Below are 16,986 nucleotides of genomic sequence, written 5' to 3'. Positions count from 1 at the left end.
CCCTGCGGCGGCCTTTTGCATGGGCATCGCCCGGCAGTGGTATCGTTGTGTTTTTGTCCAGGAGAGAGTCGATGAGGAAGTTTGCCGCCGCCGTAGGCATGCTGGCGCTGGCCGGCAGCGCGTTTGCGCAGCAGCTGGTGCAGTCGTCCCTGCAGTCGTCCACGCAGCCGTCGCTGCAGTCGTCCACCCGGGCGTCGACGCAACCGGCCTTGCAGCCGGCCCTGCAGGCGCGGCAAGTGAACAGCGCCGACGTGGCCAGCGTGGATGCGATCGTGGCCGCGCTGTACGACACCATTTCCGGCCCCGCGGGCAGGGCGCGCGACTGGAGCCGCCTGCGTGCGCTGTTCCGTCCCGACGGCCGCATGATCGTGCACGGCCTGGCGAAGGAAGGCGGGAACGAAGGCAGCTACCAGACGCGGGTGATGGCGGTGGACGATTATATCGAGCGCGTCGCGCCGCTGTTCGCCAGGGAAGGCTTCTTCGAGACGGAGCTGGCACGCCAGGTCGAGCAGTTCGGCGCCATCGCGCACGTGTTCTCCACCTACGAATCGCGCCACGCGCCGGGCGACAAGCCCGTCCAGCGCGGCATCAACAGCATCCAGCTTGTCAACGACGGCCAGCGCTGGTGGATCCAGTCGCTGGTCTGGCAGGCCGAATCGGCGCAGCACCCGCTGCCGCAACGCTACCTGCAGGGGCGCTGATGGCATACGTCGTCGATACCGACAAGGCGCGCCTGGACGTCGCCATGATCCACCGCTTCCTCGGCGAGGAGTCGACGTGGGCGCTGGGCATTTCGCGCGAACTGGTGCAGCGGGCGATCGATGGATCCCTGTGCTTCGGCGTGTACGCCGCCGATGGCGCGCAGGTGGCGTTCGCCCGCGTGATCACCGACCAGGCCACGTTTGCCTACCTGCTGGACGTGTTCGTGCTGCCCGCGCACCGTGGGCAGGGCCACAGCACGCGGCTGATGGATGCCGTCATGGCCCATCCGGGCCTGCAGGGCCTGCGCCGCTTCATGCTGGCTACGATGACGGCGCCGGATTTATATGCGCGCTATGGCTTCGCGCCGCCGGCGCTGCCGCAGGCGCTGATGGAGCGTAATTTCCCCGATATCTACCGCAGCGGCGCCGCGTAGGCGCGCCTCGCCACGTGTGGTGGCGTGTCCTCACATCGCGCATTTTTCCGCGCGGCGACCGTGCGCCGGTTGAGTTTTCAGGCCGACGTGCGTAGAGTGAAACAATGCCTTTTTTAACACTGCCGGACGGCCGGGGCCTGGCGCACAGCGTGCGGATCCCCGGCCCGACCGGCACCAACCGATTCAGGGAGCTTTGATGAGCAAGCAATACCGGCCCGCCAGCCGCACCGGCTTATGCCTTAACACCGCCGCACACGCCGTGCGCGCCGCGCTGGTGCTGGGCCTGTGCGCGAACGCGGCGCTGGCGCAGAGCGCCGCGCCAGGCACGCCGTTGCCACGGGTGGAGATCACCGGGTCGGCGATCCGCCAGATCGAATCCGAGACGCCGCTGCCCGTGCAGGTGGTCACGCGCGAGGATATCGAGAAGGCCGGCGTCACGACGGCGGCCGAACTGATGACGCGCATCTCCGCCAACGTGGGCGGGCTGACCGACGGCGTCAGCATCAACGTGGGCGGCGACCAGCGTGGCCTGAACAGCGCCAACTTGCGCGGCATCGGCACGTCGTCCACGCTGGTGCTGCTCAATGGCCGGCGCATGGCCAACTTCGCGTCTCCTGGCGACGATGCCGGCGTGGACCTGAACAATATCCCGGCGGCGGCCATCGCCCGCGTCGAAGTGCTGATGGACGGCGCCTCCGCGCTGTACGGCACCGACGCCATCGGCGGCGTCATCAACTTCATCACGCGCAAGGACTTCCGCGGCATCGAACTCAATGCCTACCGGGGCGGCACGGACGAAGGCGGCGCCGGCAAGCGCGCCGGCACCATCAGCGCGGGCATCGGCAACATCGGGCAGGACGGCTACAACCTGTTCGCCGTGTTCGACTGGCAGGGGACGGATGCGCTGCGCAGTTCGCAGCGCAGCTTCATTCCGGAGCTGCGCATCCCCGAGCGGCTGGGCCACCTGTTGTCCGGCTTTACCAGCCCGGCCAATATCCGCCTGACGTCCGCGCAACGCGACCACTTGCAGGAGACGGGCTTCCTGCTGAACGGCCGGCCCATCACGAACCGCCTGATCAACCTGTCGATCCCGAACTGCAGCCCGCCCGCCAACCTGTACCTGCCGGCCGGCACGGGCGGCGTCGATGCCTGCACCTACGACTACATGGGCGATACGGAGCTGTATCCGAAGTCGAACAAGCAGAACTTCCTGAGCCGGGGCGTACTCAAGCTCGATGCCAACAACCAGCTGTATGCGGAGGTGGCGCTGAGCCGCTCGCGCACCAACTACGTGGGCTCGTCGGCGCGCGTAACGGGTTACATCGACGCCAGCCGCGTGCCGGCGCTGGCCAACGCGGGCCTGGAAACGCTGGAGGACGACGACGTGCAGGGCGAGCTGGAACTGCGCATGCGCCTGACGGAGGCGGGCAACCGCACCAGCGAACTGACGAGCGAAAGCCAGCGCTACGTGCTGGGCCTGACGGGCACGATGGCGGGCTGGGACTACGACGTGGGCCTGAACCACAGCGTCAACGTCGTCAAGGACAAGGACATGCATGGCTACGTGCTGTACAACGAGCTGCTGGAAGGGATCGCGGGAGGCCTGATCAATCCGTTCGGGCCGTCCGGTCCCGAAGGGCGCGCCCTGATCGACCGCATCCAGGTCAACGACGTCGTGCGCCATTCGAAGGGCACGATGGATTCCGTCGACTTCAAGGCTTCGCGCGCCGTGCTGGCGCTGGGCGGCGGCGACCTGGCGCTGGCCGTGGGCGGCGAAATGCGGCGCGAACGCACCGACTTCACGCCCTCGGCCCTCCTGATGAGCGACAACATCAACAACGACGCGGCGCCGGAGGGCGGCAAGGCCACCAGCGACCGCCGTCGCGTGGCCGCCGTGTTCGGCGAGCTGCAGGCGCCGTTCACGAAACAGTGGCAGGGCCAGCTCTCGGCCCGCTACGACCATTACCAGCACGTGGGCGGGGCGCTCAGCCCGAAGGTGGGCGTCAGCTGGACGCCGGTGAAATCGGTGATGCTGCGCGGCTCGGCCGGCCGTGGCTTCCGCGCCCCGTCGATGACGGACCTGTACCGCCCGACCGTCTACAGCTCCACGGCCACGCTGCCGGACCCGGTGTACTGCGCCACCGTCGACAACAACTTCGCCGACTGCGCCAACAACTGGGATACGCGCCGCTACAGCAATGCGGACCTGAAGCCCGAGCGCAGCAAGCAGTTCTCGCTGGGTGCCGTGCTGGAGCCGGGCAAGCACGTCACGGCCAGCATCGACTACTGGAACATCCGCCGCACGGACCTGATCAGCGAACTGGGGGACGACGTCATCCTGGGCAACCTGGCCAAGTACGGCAACCTGGTGCACCGCGACGAGGACGACTACATCGACTACATCGAGCTGCACAAGGAAAACCGCGGCGCCCAGGTGGCACGCGGCATCGACCTGATGGTGGACGTGCATGGCGTCGACACGGCCATCGGCCGCTTCGGCGGCCGCCTGACCGGCACCTACGTGCTGAAGTCGAAGGTACAGACGGGGCCGGGCGACCCGTTCATCAGCAACCTGGGGCGGTTCGTCACCGACATGGTGGTGCAGCGCTGGCGCCACACGGTAAGCTTCGACTGGGAACGCGGCCCGCTGTCGGCCAGCCTGTCGAACACGTTCTCGTCCGGCTACGACGACCAGAACTCGGCCATCAATATCGACGACGGCAGTGTCGTGGCGGCCAACCGGGTCGCGTCGTATTCGCTGTGGGACCTGTCGGGCGCCTGGGAGGTCAACAAGGCGTGGAAGGTACGAGCCGGGGTGCAGAACCTGGCCGACAAGAGCCCGCCCTATTCGAACCAGGCGTACTACTTCATCTCCGGCTACGATCCGACCTACACCGATCCGCGCGGCAGGCGTTTCTATGCCAGCGTAAACTACGTGTTCAAATAGCCGGGGCAGGGCCTGCCCGGGCTCGGGGTCAGTCCTTTCGGGAGCGCAGCAGGCGTTCGAGGAGCACCGCTCCTCGCCTGCGCAGCGGTGCCGGCCTACCGCCGCCACCATGACCCTGTTTTTATCGCGATCAGGACAGATCGTCATTAAAACAGGAGGATGCATGCGCAAGCAGTCGTTCCACCGGTGGTCGTTCCTTGCAAAACCATGCCGAGCGATGCTGGCCGTCCTGCTGGCCGCGGCCCTGGCCCACGCCCCGGCTGCCGCCCAGGATACGGAAACCCTCCAGCCGCCGCCCGAAGCCACCGCCCCCGAGAAACCCCTGCCCGTCGCCAAGGGCTCGCTCGTCATCATCGGCGGCGGCCTGCGCGGCGACAATGCGGACGTCTGGTCGAAGATCGTCAGCCTGGCAGGCGGCAAGGGCGCCCGCATCGCCGTCTTCCCCTCCGCCTCCGGCACGCCCGAAAAGGCGGCCGAGATCATCATCGGCTACCTGAAGAAATACGGTGCCGACGCGTTTGCCGTGCCGGTGGCGATCCGGCTGGCCGGCAGCGACTACCGCAAGGCGGCCGAGGATGCGGCCCTGGCGGAGAAGATCCGCAAGTCCGGCGGCGTATATTTTGCCGGTGGCGACCAGACCCGCATCACCAAGGCCCTGGTGCGCGAGGACGGTACCCGCACGGCGGCGCTGGAAGCGGTCTGGGACCTGTACCGGCGCGGTGGCGTCGTGGCCGGCACCAGCGCCGGTGCCGCCATCATGAGCAGCACGATGTTCCACAACCCCCGCTCGATCCTGCCGATGCTGCGCAGCGGCATCACGGACGGGCAGGAAATCGCGCCCGGCCTGGGCTTCATCGGCGACGACGTGTTCGTCGACCAGCATCTGTTGGTGCGGGGCCGCTTTGCCCGCATGATCCCCGCCATGCTGACCAAGAACTACAAGCTGGGCCTGGGCATCGACGAGGACAGCGCATTCGTCATCAACGCCCAGCGCGAGGTAGAGGTGATCGGCTACAGCGGTGGCCTGCTGATCGACACGTCGCAAGCCGTGTGGGACAAATCGAAGCCCGACTTCAACGTCAGCAACGTACGCATCAGCTACCTGGACCGGGGCGACCGCTTCAACATCATCACGCACAGCTTCACGCCGGCACCGGACAAGGCGGGCGGGCGCATCGAGCCAGGCCGCACGGCACTGCGCGGGCCCGTCTACAGCAACGACATCCTGGGCAACTATGCCGTGGTCCAGCTGATGGAGCGGCTGATCGACAGCGACCAGGAAGAGGCGATCGGCATAGCCAGCGGCAATCCACGCAGCAGCACGCCCGAAGTGGGCTTCGAGTTCCGCTTCACCAAGACGCCGGAAAGCGTGGGCTACATCTCCGGCATCGCCGAGGCCTACTCGGTGCTCAACATCCGCCTGGACGTGCGGCCCATCGACATTCCGCGCCCCCTCTACAAATATCGCTGAAAAGATGTAAATACCTGAATCCGACCGCCGGGCCGTTGCGTATATAGCCACGTTGCATCCTTCGTCATACTCATCCTTGAGGAGAAGACCGTGGCTATACCGTTGAAGCAGTCCCCGCGCCGGCTCGCGTCCAGCGCCGCATTCCTTGCCCTGGGCAGCGCCGTCGCGCTGCTGCCGGCCGCCGCCCAGGCCTCCAGCCACCGCGAGGCGCCGTTCGTCACCAGTATCCCGAAGGCCGACGCCACCGATTTCTATATGTTCCGCTCGTACGAGCCGGGGCGCGACCGGTTTGTCACGCTCGTCGCCAACTACGTGCCGCTGCAGGACCCGTACGGTGGCCCGAATTTCTTCATGATGGACCCGAACGCGCTGTACGAGATCCACGTCGACAACAATGGCGATGCCAAGGAGGACATCACGTTCCAGTTCCGCTTCGCCAACACCAACAAGGATGCCCAGTTCACCGTCGGTGGCAAGAAGGTCTCGATCCCGCTGGTGATCAACGGCGGCGCCATCGCCGGTGTCGATGCGCCCGGCGTCAACGTCCGCGAGACCTATAGCGTCAATGTGGTGCGGGGCGACCGGCGCGGTGGCGCCCGCAGCGCCGTGACCAATGCCGGCAGCGGCGCGGCCACGTTCGACAAGCCGATCGACAATGTCGGCAACAAGTCGATTCCCGACTATCCGGGCTACGCTGCCAAGCACGTGTACGACGTCAAGATTCCCGGTTGCGAGACGCCGGCGCGGATGTTCGTCGGCCAGCGCAAGGATCCGTTCGTCGTCAACCTGGCCGAGACGTTCGACCTCGTCAACATCAAGGCACCGGCCGTGGAGTTCGACGCGAACGCGGAGCGTGCCGCGCGCGACGACCTGGCGGACAAGAACGTGACGACGATCGCGCTGGAAGTGGCGGCGGCCTGCCTGACATCGCCCGGCGACCCCGTCATCGGCGCCTGGACCACGGCCAGCGTGCGCCAGGGCCGCCTGATCAACCCTGCGCCAGGTGCGGCGGCCCCTTCGAAGGAAGGCGGCGCGTGGACGCAGGTGTCGCGCCTGGGCATGCCGCTGGTGAACGAAGTCGTCATCGGCCTGAAGGACAAGGACCGCTTCAACCACAGCAAGCCAACCGCTGATGCGCAGTTTGCCGACTACGTGACCCATCCGACGCTGCCGATGCTGGTCGAGACCCTGTTCGGCAATGCCGGCGCCAAGGCGCCCACCAACTTCCCCCGCAACGACCTGGTCGCCGCGTTCCTGACAGGCGTAAAAGGGCTGAACCAGCCGGCCAAGGTGACGGCGGCCGAGATGCTGCGCCTGAATACGGCCATCGCGCCGGCCGCGAAGGGTGCGCAGAAGCGCCTGGGTGTCATCGACGGCGACAATGCGGGCTTCCCGAACGGGCGCCGGCCGGGCGACGACGTGGTCGACATCGCGCTGCGGGTGGTCATGGGCAAGCTCTGTACGTTGAACCTGGGCTGCGCCCCGGCCGACGCACCGGCGGGCACGATCCGCTTCACGGATGGCGCCTGGCTGGACGACAGCGCCTTCACGGCGGCGTTCCCGTACCTGAAGCCGCCGCTGTCCGGGTCGCCGCAGGGGCAGGCGCCGGCGCAGGCGCGGCGTTGAGGAGAGCACCATGAAACCATTGATCTGTGCCTGCGTCGTGGCGATCCTGGCCGCGTGCGGCGGCGGCGGCGACCATGGCAGCGCCGGTCCCGTCGCACCGCCCGTCCAGCCCCCCGTGACGGCGGTCGACAGCTTCTTTGCCGCCGTGCTGGCGGTGTTCGGCAAGGACGAGGAAGGCGAGCCGGTAGCCATCGAGGCCGCAGCCGCCACGGCGCCGGAAGGCGCCGAACCGCAAGCGGTACCGTAGCCATGAAGGCGGGGATGCTGCTTGCCGGCGCCTGGCTTGCCGCCGGGTGCGCGGCGGCGCCATACCGGCCGGCGTCGGGCGATACGGTCGTGACGACCGTCGCGCGGAGCGCCGGCACGCCCGAAATCCGCCAGCTGCAAGGGCGGCTGGCGGCGGCGCCCGGCGACCTGCCGACGGCACTGGCCCTGGCGCGCCGTTACATCGCGCTGGGCCGCGCCGAGACCGACCCGCGCTACTTCGGCCATGCCCAGGCCGTGCTGGCACCGTGGTGGGGACGCGTCGACGCGCCGCCCGGCGTGCGGCTGCTGCGCGCGCAGTTGCTGCAGAACGGCCACCGGTTCAGCGCCGCGCTGGCCGACCTGCAGGCAGTCACGGCCAGCCAGCCGCGCAATGCCGAGGCGTGGCTGACCCAGGCCGTCGTGCAGGCCGTCCAGGGCGATCACGCGGCCGCCACCGCCAGTTGTGCGCGCGTGGCAACGCTGGCGGAGGAGCTGGCGGGATTCGCATGCCTGGCTGCCGCCAGCGTCAACACGGCGCGGCTGGAAGCGAGCGAGCGGCTGCTGGCGGCGACCCTGGCGCGCAGCAGCGGAACGCCGGACGAGCTGCACGTGTGGGCATGGACGCTGCTGGCCGAGATGGCGGCCCGGCGCGGCGCCGCCGGTACTGCCGAACAGCGTTACCGCACCGCGCTGGCGCTGGCGCCGCGCGACAGCTACCTGCTGGGCGCCTATGCCGATTTCCTGCTCGACGCAAAGCGTCCCGCCGAGGTGCTGGCGCTGCTGCGCGAACGGCAGCGCGTGGATGGGCTGCTGCTGCGCCATGCGCTGGCGCTGCGGGATGCCGGTGGCAACCGGGGCGCGCTGGCGGCGGCGGTCGCCGAACTGCAGGCGCGCTTCGACGCGGCCGCGCAGCGCGGCGACAGGGTTCACCTGCGCGAAGAGGCCCGCTTCATGCTGCAGCTGCGTGGCGACCCGTCCGCCGCGCTGGCGCTGGCCCGGCAGAACTGGACGGTGCAAAAGGAGCTGGCCGACTTGCGCATCCTGCTGGAGTCGGCCAGGCTGGCCGGCGACCAACGCACATTGCGGGATGCGCGGGAATGGGTCGCGCGCAACGGCACGCAGGACGTCATGCTGCCGGGTCTGGCCGGGAGCGGGCCATGAAGCGCCGCTCGCTGGTGTCGCCCTTCGCCTTGCTGCTCATGCTGCTGGCCTGCCTGCTGTGCGAGCCGGCGCGTGCCCACAAGCCCAGCGACAGCTACCTGACGCTGCGCCTGGATGGCGAGCGCGTCGAAGCGCGCTGGGACATCGCGCTGCGCGATCTCGACTTTGCCATGGGCATCGACGCGAACGACGACGGCCGCCTGACCTGGGACGAGATCCGCGCGCGCCACGATGCGATCGCCGCCTACGCGCTGGCACGGCTGCGACTCTCCTCGGCTGAAGGCGGCTGTCCCCTGGTCGCGCGCACGCAGTTGGTGGACCGCCATACCGACGGCGCCTATACGGTGCTGACCCTGGAAGGCGCCTGCCGCGCGCCGCCGACACGGCTGCTGGTCGATTACCGGCTGTTCGCCGATACGGATGCCCAGCACCGGGGCCTGCTGCGCATCGATCACGGTGCGACCGTACAGACGGCCATCCTGGGCGGGGAGCGGCCGAGGCAAGCGCTGGAACTGGAGCACGTGTCCGCCGCGCGCCAGTTCCTGGCCTATGTGTGGCACGGCATGTGGCATATCTGGATCGGCTTCGATCACATCCTGTTCCTCGTGTCGCTCTTGTTGCCGGCCGTGCTGGCAAGGCAGGGTGGGGCGTGGGTCCAGGTGGCGGACCCGCGCAGCGCCGCCATCGACGTGATCAAGACCGTCAGCGCATTCACCGCCGCGCATTCGGTGACGCTGGCGCTGGCCGCGCTGGATCTCGTCAGCCTGCCGTCGCGCTGGGTGGAGTCGGCCATCGCGCTCTCGGTCGTGCTGGCGGCGCTGAACAATGTATGGCCGCGCGTGCTGGCGCGGCGCTGGCTGGCCGCGCTGGCGTTCGGCCTGGTGCACGGCTTCGGCTTTGCCGGCGTTCTGGCCGACCTGGGGCTGCCGCGCGGCTCGCTGGCCCTGTCGCTGCTGGGGTTCAATGTGGGGGTGGAGCTGGGCCAGCTGGCCATTGTCGCCGTCGTGCTGCCGGTGACGTTCCTGTTGCGCGGCACGGGTGTGTATCGGCGCGTGCTGATGCCGGGCGGCTCGCTTGCCATCGCGCTGGTGGCGCTCGTGTGGCTGGGGCAGCGCGCGTTCGACTTCCCGCTGGCGTGAAAACACTGTCCCTCGGGCTTACAACAACCTCACCCAACTACCCTTGTACAGCACCGGTCCCGTCGGCGCATTCGGATTCGGCGAGCCTCCCTTCGGTTCCAGGCTGACGGCCAGCATGGCCACGTCGCTGCCCAGGGCGCGTTCGTTCAGCAGCAGTTGCGCGCTGCCCTTGTCGTCCAGGATGCCCAGCGAACGCGGCGTGCCCTGTTGCGTGATGGCCCACAGCTGCAGGGTGCGCTCGTCCGGCACCGCCGTCTGGCCCAGCACGCGCACGGCAATGACGCCGTTGCGGTGGTCGGCCGTGACGACGAGGGCGGCCTGGGCCCGTTCGTCCGTCAGCGTCGCTACGGTGTCGACCTGCGTGGCCGGCCGTTGCAGGACCAGCACCAGCGCCAGCGCCGCGGTGGCGGCGGTGCCCGTCAGGCCCAGCGTGCGCCACCAATGCAGCGGGTCGCGGTGCCAGAGCTGCCAGCGTTTCGGTGGCGGCTCCAGGTGCAGCCGCTGTTCGATGGTGCGCCATACGCGCGCGCGGGGCGCCCGCTCGGGCGTGAATTCGCCCAGCGGCACCAGGCGCTCGCTCCATTCCTGCACCAGTCGACGCAGCGCGGCGTCGCCATGCAGCCAGCCTTCGAAGCGGCGCCGCGCGCCACCCTTCAGGGTGCCCAGCACGTATTCGGCGGCCAGGCGGTCGCGCAGTTCCGGGTTGTCGCGGATACTCACAGTCCCTCCCGCGCCAGGCATGTTTTCAGTTTCAACAGGCCCCGGCGGATCCACGTCTTGACGGTACCGATCGGCAGTGCCAGCTGCTGCGCCACCTCGCTGTGCGACAGGTCGTGGAAGAAGGCCAGGCCGATCGCCTGGCGGTGCGCCCGCTCCAGCGCCGCCATGCAATGCGCCAGCGCGCGCGCTTCAGCGCTCGACTGCAGCAGGTCGGCCGGGCCCGGCCCGGTGTCCTCGAGATTGTCCATGACTTCCACGTCGAATCGGGCGACATCGATATCCGGCGCGCCGCCCGTGCGGCGCAGGATGTCGAGTGCCTTGTTGCGCACGATCGCCGCCATCCACGTCATCGGCGCCGCCAGCTCGGCCTGGTAGGTGCCGGCCGCGTGCCAGATCGAGACGAAGGCATCCTGCAACGCCTCCTCGGCCAGCTCGTGCTTGCGCAATATACGCAGCGCGAAGCCGAACAGTTTCGGCGACGTGGCGACGTACAGCGCGTGGAACGCCCGCGCGTCGCGCCGGGCCGCAGCGAGCAGCCAGGCACGCAGCCGGTCCGGGTCGTTGGGAGTGTCGTAGGGCACGGCGTGGGCGGGAGGTTGGGATGTGCAGAGGGTAGCGTGCTTCCGTCCGCCCGGCAAGTCGCGCCTGTACCGGTGGCGGGACAGGCGCATACAATAGCCGCCTACACCCACCATCCGTGACAAACAGGAGACACCATGCGCCTTTTCCGTCATCTTCCCGCCATTGCCGGCCTGGTCGCCGCCAGCGCCACGGCTGCCCAGCCGGCCACCGTGCGGGTCGACTATCTCCACAGCGGCAACGCGCTGGCCGAATCGTATGCGCTCGAGCGCGTCGTCATCGAGCCGCTGCCGTGGCCGGGCGACATGACGCGCACCGTCGACGATACGGACCGCGGCATCAACAAGGTCGAGGTGGTCGATGCGAAGACGGGCCGGCTGCTGTACTCGCGCGGCTTTTCGACCATCTTTGGCGAGTGGCGCAGCACTGGGGAAGCGGCCAAGGCGTCGCGCGCGTTCGGCGAGTCGGTGCGCTTTCCCAAGCCCGACCGCCCCGTCAAGGTGCGCATCCTGAAGCGCGACGAGCGCAACCAGTTCTCCATCGTCTGGACGGCCGACATCGACACGGATGCGCTGGACGTCGTGCGCAAGCAGCCGCCCGCGCCGGCGCGACCCGTGCCGATCCGCTCAAGCGGGCCGTCGCCGCAGAAGGTCGACCTGCTGATCCTGGGCGACGGTTATACCCAGGGGGAGATGAAGAAATTCGAGCAGTCGGCGCGCCGCCTGGCCGACTACCTGTTCACGGTGTCGCCGTTCCGCGAGCGCGCCAATGACTTCAATGTGTGGGCGCTGGCCGTGCCGACGCAGGAATCGGGCGTCTCCCGGCCTTCCACCAACACGCATCACGCCTCCGCGCTGAACACCCGCTACGACATCTTCGGCAGCGAGCGCTACGTGCTGACGACGGACAACCGCGCCTTGCGCGACATCGCCCAGCATGCGCCGTACGAGTTCATCGAAATCCTCGTCAACAACGACACCTACGGTGGCGGCGGCATCTATGGCCAGTTCAGCACCGCGGCGGCCAACAACGACTGGGCCAACTATCTGTTCGTGCATGAATTCGGCCACCACTTCGCCGGCCTGGCGGACGAGTACTACACGTCGCCGGTGGCGTATCAATCGACGGGCGAGCGCATGGAACCGTGGGAGCCGAACGTGACGGCGCTGCAGGACCCGGCCAACGTCAAGTGGCGCCGCCACGTGACGGCCGGCGTGCCGATGCCGACGCCGTGGCCGAAGGCCGAGTACGAGGCGCATTCGCGCGAATACCAGAAGGTGCGTGCGCAGCTGCGCAAGGACAATCGCCCGGAAGGAGAGATGAACAGGCTGTTCCGCGACGACCTGGCGTGGACCAACGCGCTGTTCTCGAAGGCGCCGCACCGCAAGGCAGTCGGTGCGTTCGAAGGCGCCAACTACGAGGCGACCGGCTACTACCGCTCGCAGCAGCAGTGCCTGATGTTCGACCGCAGCGAAGCGTTCTGCGCCGTGTGTGCGGAGGCGATCGGCCAGACCATCGACCTGTACTCGCGCGGAGCAGGAAAGTAAGGAAAGTAAGGAAAGTAAGAAACGCAAGCAAATGTTTCAATGTACGGTGCCGCACAGTTGATATCGGTTGGAAAGTTTATTCTGGATCCCGTGACAAGAAGAAAACAACGCAAACCACAACGAAAGGTGCCAAACCATGAATAAACTGCTCGCAACCCTGATCGCCGGTGTCTTCGCTACCGCTGCCCACGCCCAGATCGCCACCACTGCGCCAGTGAACCAGAACGTCGCCGAGGCACAGGCCGATGCCCAGAAGGACATCGCCAAGGCGCAGGAAAAAGAAGCGAAGAAGGTACAGGACGCCAACGAAGACGTCGCGAAGGCCCAGCAGAAGGCAGACAAGAAGAAAGCCAAGGCCACCCACAAGGCCGACAAGGAATACGCCAAGGCCAACGAAAAAGTGGCTGACGCCGATGCCGAAGACAAGCTGAAGGCGGAAGCCAAGGGCGACAAGAACGTCGCGAAAGCCGAAGCGAAGGTCGCCAAGGCCAATGCCAAGGCGAACGAAAAGGTCGCCAAGGAAATGGCTGAGGCCGACAAGGAAAAAGCGCTGGCAGCCGCCAAGACGGACGAAGCCGTCGCCAAGGCCAATGCCGAGGTGAAGAAGGAAGCCGCCAAGCACTAAGCCTGGCCCTTCATCGAAAGCCGCCGTTCCGCACCCCGCGGACGGCGGCTTTTTGTTGTGGTTTTTCTGAACCGGCCCGGATTCGACACGCTCTCGCGCGGCAGGAAGCTGACGGTTGCAAGCCTCGATCGCTTGAGCGAGATCAACATCGTCGCGCTGCCAGGGCGCAATCTGTGACCTCCCTTGATGCACTTCATGGAGCAGTCACGATGAAACCGATGGCTTTGATCTTGCAGGGCGGCGGCGCGCTGGGCGCTTTCGAATATGGCGTGGTGACCGGCCTGGTGGAGGAGGGCTGGCATCCCCGCGTCGTCACGGGGGTTTCGATCGGCGCGATCAACGCCGCCTCGATCGCCGGCGCCAAGGGGGGCGATATCGCCGCCAGCCTGCACCGGATATGGGATGCGATCACGCTGCCGGCGATGCCGCTGTTGCCGGCATTCGTGCAGGCCAACATGTCGCTGTTGGGCAACCCGAAATTCTGGCAGTCGCGTACCGACTACTGGAACGTGCTGAGCTGGAACAGCCTGTGCAGCACCGCGCCGATGCACCGGACCCTGGCGGGGCTGCTGGACTTCGAGCAGCTCAACGACCCTCTGCATATCCGCTTTGGTGTCGCGGCCACCAGCCTGCACACGGGCGGCCAGGTCACGTTCTCGAACTACACGGCCAGGGAAGCGCATCTGGACACGGGCCATCACAAGGCCGTGCGCACCCGCCTGACGCCGTCGCACGTGCTGGCCAGCGGCAGCCTGCCGCCCGGCTTTCCCGCCACGCGGATCGACGGCAAGGACTACTGGGATGGCGGCTTGTTCAGCAACACACCCATCGATTCGCTGCTGAACCTGTTGGAGCCGGACGAAATCGACACGCTGCCGATCTTTGTCGTCGATTTGTTCCCGACCGACGACCAGCCGTCGCCCACCAACCTGCTGGAAGTGCAGACGCGCGCGACCGCGCTGCAGTACCAGAACCGTTTCTGGGCGCAGTATGGCGGCGACGGCAAGCTCGATGGCTTCCTCGCCATGCTGGCGGAGCTGGAATCGGTGGCGGGCGGCACGGCGCTGGAAAGCATGCCGTCGTTTGCGTGGCTGATGCGGCTGCGGGCACTGAAAAACCTCCACATCATCGCCAGCACGCAGGCCGCAGCGGGTGGCGACCACGATTTCTCGCAAGGGCGCGTACGCAACCTGTATGAAGAGGGCCGGGCCGCGGCGCGGCGGCACCTGGCGCAGACGGGGGCACGGCCGGCGTTGCGCGCGGCCGCTTGATGGCTGGGGTCTGTCCCCCTTGCGGGGACTGACCCCGAAGTTAGGCGCAATCGAGAAGGATTCCCCGAACTTCAGGGTCAGTCCCTATGCAGGGACAGACCCTCGACCCCGCAGGCGAGAACCGGCGTTCTCGCATAGCGGCGACAGACCCCAAACCCGGGAGAGGCTGCCGATCAGCTGTTCGGTACCAACCCCGTCGGCTTGATCCGTGTCGGCATCGCCTTGCCCTTGCGTGCCCGCTTGCCGAAGTGCTCCTGCAGCAGGCCCGGGCCCATGCGCTCCTCCTTCGCCTTCTGCGCGTTGCCGATGCCCTGCACGGTCACGCCCTTCTGCGTGATCGCCTGCGCCGCCACCAGCTTTTCCTTCGGTTCCAGTTCCATCAGGGTGACGCCGCGGCCGCCATTGGTGAGCACCTTCATCTCGTCCAGGCCGAACACCAGGAGGCGCGCCTTTTCGGAGATGACGGCAATCGCGCTGGCATCGGACGCCACCAGGGTCGGCGCCAACGGCCGGGCGCCTTCGTCCAGCGTGATGAACGACTTGCCGCCCTTCAGGCGGCTGACCATGTCGCCCGCCTTGGCGATGAAGCCGAAGCCCGCGTCGGAGGCCAGCAGCAGCTGCGTGGCGGCCGGGCCGGCGAAGTAGTGCAGCAGGCGCGCGCCGCCCGAGAGGTCGACCAGCGTCGTGATCGGCACGCCATCGCCGCGGGCATTGGGCAGCGCCGCCACGGGCACGGAATACACCCGGCCGTTGTCGCCGAAGCCCAGCAGCGTATCGACGGTGCGGCATTCGATCGCATCGTGCAGCGCGTCGCCTGCCTTGAACGTGAACTGGGCGCGGTCGTGGCCGATACCGGTGCGTGCGCGCACCCAGCCCTTCTGCGAAATGATGACGGTCACGGGCTCGTCGACGATCTTCTGTTCGACCATGGCCCGTTGCGCTTCCTCGATGACGGTGCGGCGCGCATCGCCGAAGGCTTTCGCATCCGCCTCGATCTCGCGGATGATCAGGCGCTTCATCGACGACGGGTTGTCCAGCAGGTCCTGCAACGTCTGCTTTTCCTTGCGCAGCTCGGCCAGTTCCTGCTGGATCTTGATCGCCTCCAGGCGCGCCAGCTGGCGCAGGCGGATCTCGAGGATGTCCTCGGCCTGGCGGTCGGACAGGTTGAAGCGCGCGATCAGCGCCGCCTTCGGTTCGTCCGAGTTGCGGATGATGTGGATCACCTCGTCGATGTTCAGCAGGATCGTCTCGCGCCCTTCCAGGATATGGATGCGGTCGTCGACCTTGTTCAGGCGGAACTGCGTACGGCGCGTCACCGTGGCGAAGCGGAACGTGATCCATTCGTTCAGGATGTCGGCCAGGCCTTTCTGGCGCGGGCGGCCGTCGCCGCCGATCATCACGAGGTTCATCGGCGCCGACGTTTCCAGCGACGTATGCGCCAGCAGCATCAGCATGAACTCGTTCTGGTCCTGGTTCTTCGACTTCGGCTCGAACACGAGGCGCACGGGAGCGTTGCGGCCCGATTCGTCGCGGATCGTGTCGAGCGCGCCCAGCACCATGGCCTTCAACGCCAGCTGCTCGGGCGACAAGGTCTTCTTGCCCAGCTTGACCTTCGGATTGGTCAGCTCCTCGATCTCTTCCAGCACCTTCTGCGCCGACGTGCCCGGCGGCAGCTCGTACACGACGGCTTGCCACTGGCCGCGCGCCAGCTCCTCGATCTTCCAGCGCGCCCGCACCTTCATGCTGCCGCGCCCGGAAGCGTACATGTCCGCCACCTGCGCGGCCGGCGTGATCAGCTGGCCGCCGCCCGGGAAGTCCGGACCCGGCAAGATGCCCATCAACTCGGCATGCGTCAGTTTCGGGTTGCGGATCAGCGCGACGGCGGCATCGGCCACTTCGCGCAGGTTGTGCGACGGGATCTCGGTGGCAAGGCCGACGGCGATACCGGAAGCGCCGTTCAACAGCACCATCGGCAGGCGCGCCGGCAGCAAGGCCGGTTCTTCCGTCGAGCCGTCGTAGTTGGGGATGAAGTCCACGGTGCCCTGGTCGATCTCGTCCAGCAGCAGGCGGGCGATCGGCGTCAGGCGCGCTTCCGTGTAGCGCATTGCCGCGGCGCCGTCGCCGTCGCGCGAGCCGAAGTTGCCCTGGCCGTCGATCAGCGGGTAGCGCAGCGAGAAGTCCTGCGCCATGCGCACCAGCGCGTCGTACACCGACTGGTCGCCGTGCGGGTGCAGCTTACCCAGCACGTCGCCGACGACGGTCGCGGACTTGCGCGGCTTGGCGGCCGAGTTCAGCCCCAGTTCGTTCATCGAATACAGGATGCGGCGCTGCACGGGCTTCTGGCCGTCGCACACGTCGGGCAGGGCGCGGCCCTTGACGACGGAGATGGCGTAATCGAGGTAGGCGCGTTCGGCAAAGGTGGACAGGGTCAGCGTTTCGCCGCCGTCGCCGCCATTGCCGTTGTTGCCCGGCTGCGGTTCGTCAAAGAGGTTGGCTTGTTGAGTCATGATTACGTATCT

At 67.5% G+C, this 16,986-nt stretch carries 14 protein-coding genes; 11 read left to right on the top strand and 3 right to left on the bottom strand.

Features of this window, described 5'->3' with window-relative positions:
• The first annotated feature begins 71 nt into the window (after positions 1 to 71).
• The 8 genes from PX653_RS17610 (at position 72) to PX653_RS17575 (ending at position 9,725) form a co-directional block, all read left to right on the top strand.
• Entirely contained in the window at positions 72 to 701 is a 630-nt protein-coding gene (locus PX653_RS17610; RefSeq protein ID WP_277414048.1) for a nuclear transport factor 2 family protein, read from the top strand.
• Positions 701 to 1,135, top strand: coding sequence for a GNAT family N-acetyltransferase (locus tag PX653_RS17605; RefSeq protein WP_277414047.1), 435 nt, complete (start codon positions 701 to 703; stop codon positions 1,133 to 1,135). Before PX653_RS17610 ends, PX653_RS17605 begins: the two co-directional genes overlap by 1 nt.
• 196 nt (positions 1,136 to 1,331) lie before the next feature.
• Positions 1,332 to 4,082 carry a TonB-dependent receptor gene (locus PX653_RS17600; RefSeq protein ID WP_277414046.1) on the top strand — a complete coding sequence of 917 codons (2,751 nt, stop codon included), beginning with the start codon at positions 1,332 to 1,334 and terminating at the stop codon, positions 4,080 to 4,082.
• A 163-nt stretch (positions 4,083 to 4,245) separates the two neighbouring features.
• A complete protein-coding gene (locus tag PX653_RS17595; protein ID WP_277414045.1) occupies positions 4,246 to 5,553 on the top strand; it encodes a cyanophycinase in 1,308 nt (435 codons plus the stop codon).
• 150 nt (positions 5,554 to 5,703) lie between these two features.
• The gene (locus tag PX653_RS17590) at positions 5,704 to 7,179 is read left to right on the top strand and encodes a DUF4331 domain-containing protein (protein WP_277418596.1); all 1,476 of its coding nucleotides are present in this window, start codon (positions 5,704 to 5,706) and stop codon (positions 7,177 to 7,179) included.
• Positions 7,180 to 7,189: 10 nt separating this feature from the next.
• Positions 7,190 to 7,426, top strand: coding sequence for a hypothetical protein (locus PX653_RS17585; RefSeq protein WP_277414044.1), 237 nt, complete (start codon positions 7,190 to 7,192; stop codon positions 7,424 to 7,426).
• Between the two features lie 14 nt (positions 7,427 to 7,440).
• The gene (locus tag PX653_RS17580; RefSeq protein ID WP_277414043.1) at positions 7,441 to 8,586 is read left to right on the top strand and encodes a tetratricopeptide repeat protein; all 1,146 of its coding nucleotides are present in this window, start codon (positions 7,441 to 7,443) and stop codon (positions 8,584 to 8,586) included.
• Complete coding sequence (locus PX653_RS17575) at positions 8,583 to 9,725, top strand: HupE/UreJ family protein (protein ID WP_277414042.1); 1,143 nt, start codon at positions 8,583 to 8,585, stop codon at positions 9,723 to 9,725. Before PX653_RS17580 ends, PX653_RS17575 begins: the two co-directional genes overlap by 4 nt.
• Positions 9,726 to 9,743: 18 nt before the next feature.
• Here PX653_RS17575 and PX653_RS17570 read toward each other — a convergent pair whose 3' ends face one another.
• Both PX653_RS17570 and PX653_RS17565 read right to left on the bottom strand, forming a co-directional pair.
• Positions 9,744 to 10,445, bottom strand: coding sequence for an anti-sigma factor (locus PX653_RS17570; RefSeq protein ID WP_277414041.1), 702 nt, complete (start codon positions 10,443 to 10,445; stop codon positions 9,744 to 9,746).
• Positions 10,442 to 11,026 (bottom strand): sigma-70 family RNA polymerase sigma factor, encoded by a 585-nt coding sequence (locus PX653_RS17565; RefSeq protein ID WP_277414040.1) that lies wholly within the window; start codon positions 11,024 to 11,026, stop codon positions 10,442 to 10,444. The genes PX653_RS17570 and PX653_RS17565 overlap by 4 nt, the downstream gene beginning before the upstream one ends.
• 135 nt (positions 11,027 to 11,161) lie before the next feature.
• Between PX653_RS17565 and PX653_RS17560 the strand changes: the two genes are divergently transcribed.
• The 3 genes from PX653_RS17560 to PX653_RS17550 all read left to right on the top strand — a co-directional run bounded on the left by PX653_RS17560 (position 11,162) and on the right by PX653_RS17550 (position 14,467).
• Complete coding sequence (locus tag PX653_RS17560; protein ID WP_277414039.1) at positions 11,162 to 12,571, top strand: IgA Peptidase M64; 1,410 nt, start codon at positions 11,162 to 11,164, stop codon at positions 12,569 to 12,571.
• 136 nt (positions 12,572 to 12,707) lie between these two features.
• On the top strand, positions 12,708 to 13,196 hold the full coding sequence (locus PX653_RS17555; RefSeq protein WP_277414038.1) for a hypothetical protein: 489 nt from the start codon (positions 12,708 to 12,710) through the stop codon (positions 13,194 to 13,196).
• 218 nt (positions 13,197 to 13,414) lie between these two features.
• A complete protein-coding gene (locus PX653_RS17550) occupies positions 13,415 to 14,467 on the top strand; it encodes a patatin-like phospholipase family protein (protein ID WP_277414037.1) in 1,053 nt (350 codons plus the stop codon).
• Between the two features lie 173 nt (positions 14,468 to 14,640).
• Here the strand turns inward: PX653_RS17550 and parC are convergent, their stop codons facing one another.
• Positions 14,641 to 16,974, bottom strand: a complete 2,334-nt coding sequence (parC, locus tag PX653_RS17545; protein WP_277414036.1) for a DNA topoisomerase IV subunit A — start codon at positions 16,972 to 16,974, stop codon at positions 14,641 to 14,643.
• Between the last annotated feature and the right edge of the window lie 12 nt (positions 16,975 to 16,986).

Source organism: Pseudoduganella chitinolytica, assembly GCF_029028125.1.
Taxonomy (GTDB): domain Bacteria; phylum Pseudomonadota; class Gammaproteobacteria; order Burkholderiales; family Burkholderiaceae_D; genus Rugamonas; species Rugamonas chitinolytica.
Note: the sequence above shows the minus strand (reverse complement) of the source record. Positions and strands in the feature narration are given on the sequence as shown.

Bases quoted from the DNA above. Each gene is read 5' to 3' on its own strand.
- PX653_RS17610 (WP_277414048.1), top strand. From the start codon at position 72: ATGAGGAAGTTTGCCGCCGCCGTAGGCATGCTGGCGCTGGCCGGCAGC.
- PX653_RS17605 (WP_277414047.1), top strand. From the start codon at position 701: ATGGCATACGTCGTCGATACCGACAAGGCGCGCCTGGACGTCGCCATG.
- PX653_RS17600 (WP_277414046.1), top strand. From the start codon at position 1,332: ATGAGCAAGCAATACCGGCCCGCCAGCCGCACCGGCTTATGCCTTAAC.
- PX653_RS17595 (WP_277414045.1), top strand. From the start codon at position 4,246: ATGCGCAAGCAGTCGTTCCACCGGTGGTCGTTCCTTGCAAAACCATGC.
- PX653_RS17585 (WP_277414044.1), top strand. From the start codon at position 7,190: ATGAAACCATTGATCTGTGCCTGCGTCGTGGCGATCCTGGCCGCGTGC.
- PX653_RS17580 (WP_277414043.1), top strand. From the start codon at position 7,441: ATGCTGCTTGCCGGCGCCTGGCTTGCCGCCGGGTGCGCGGCGGCGCCA.
- PX653_RS17575 (WP_277414042.1), top strand. From the start codon at position 8,583: ATGAAGCGCCGCTCGCTGGTGTCGCCCTTCGCCTTGCTGCTCATGCTG.
- PX653_RS17560 (WP_277414039.1), top strand. From the start codon at position 11,162: ATGCGCCTTTTCCGTCATCTTCCCGCCATTGCCGGCCTGGTCGCCGCC.
- PX653_RS17555 (WP_277414038.1), top strand. From the start codon at position 12,708: ATGAATAAACTGCTCGCAACCCTGATCGCCGGTGTCTTCGCTACCGCT.
- PX653_RS17550 (WP_277414037.1), top strand. From the start codon at position 13,415: ATGGCTTTGATCTTGCAGGGCGGCGGCGCGCTGGGCGCTTTCGAATAT.
- parC (WP_277414036.1), bottom strand. From the start codon at position 16,974: ATGACTCAACAAGCCAACCTCTTTGACGAACCGCAGCCGGGCAACAAC.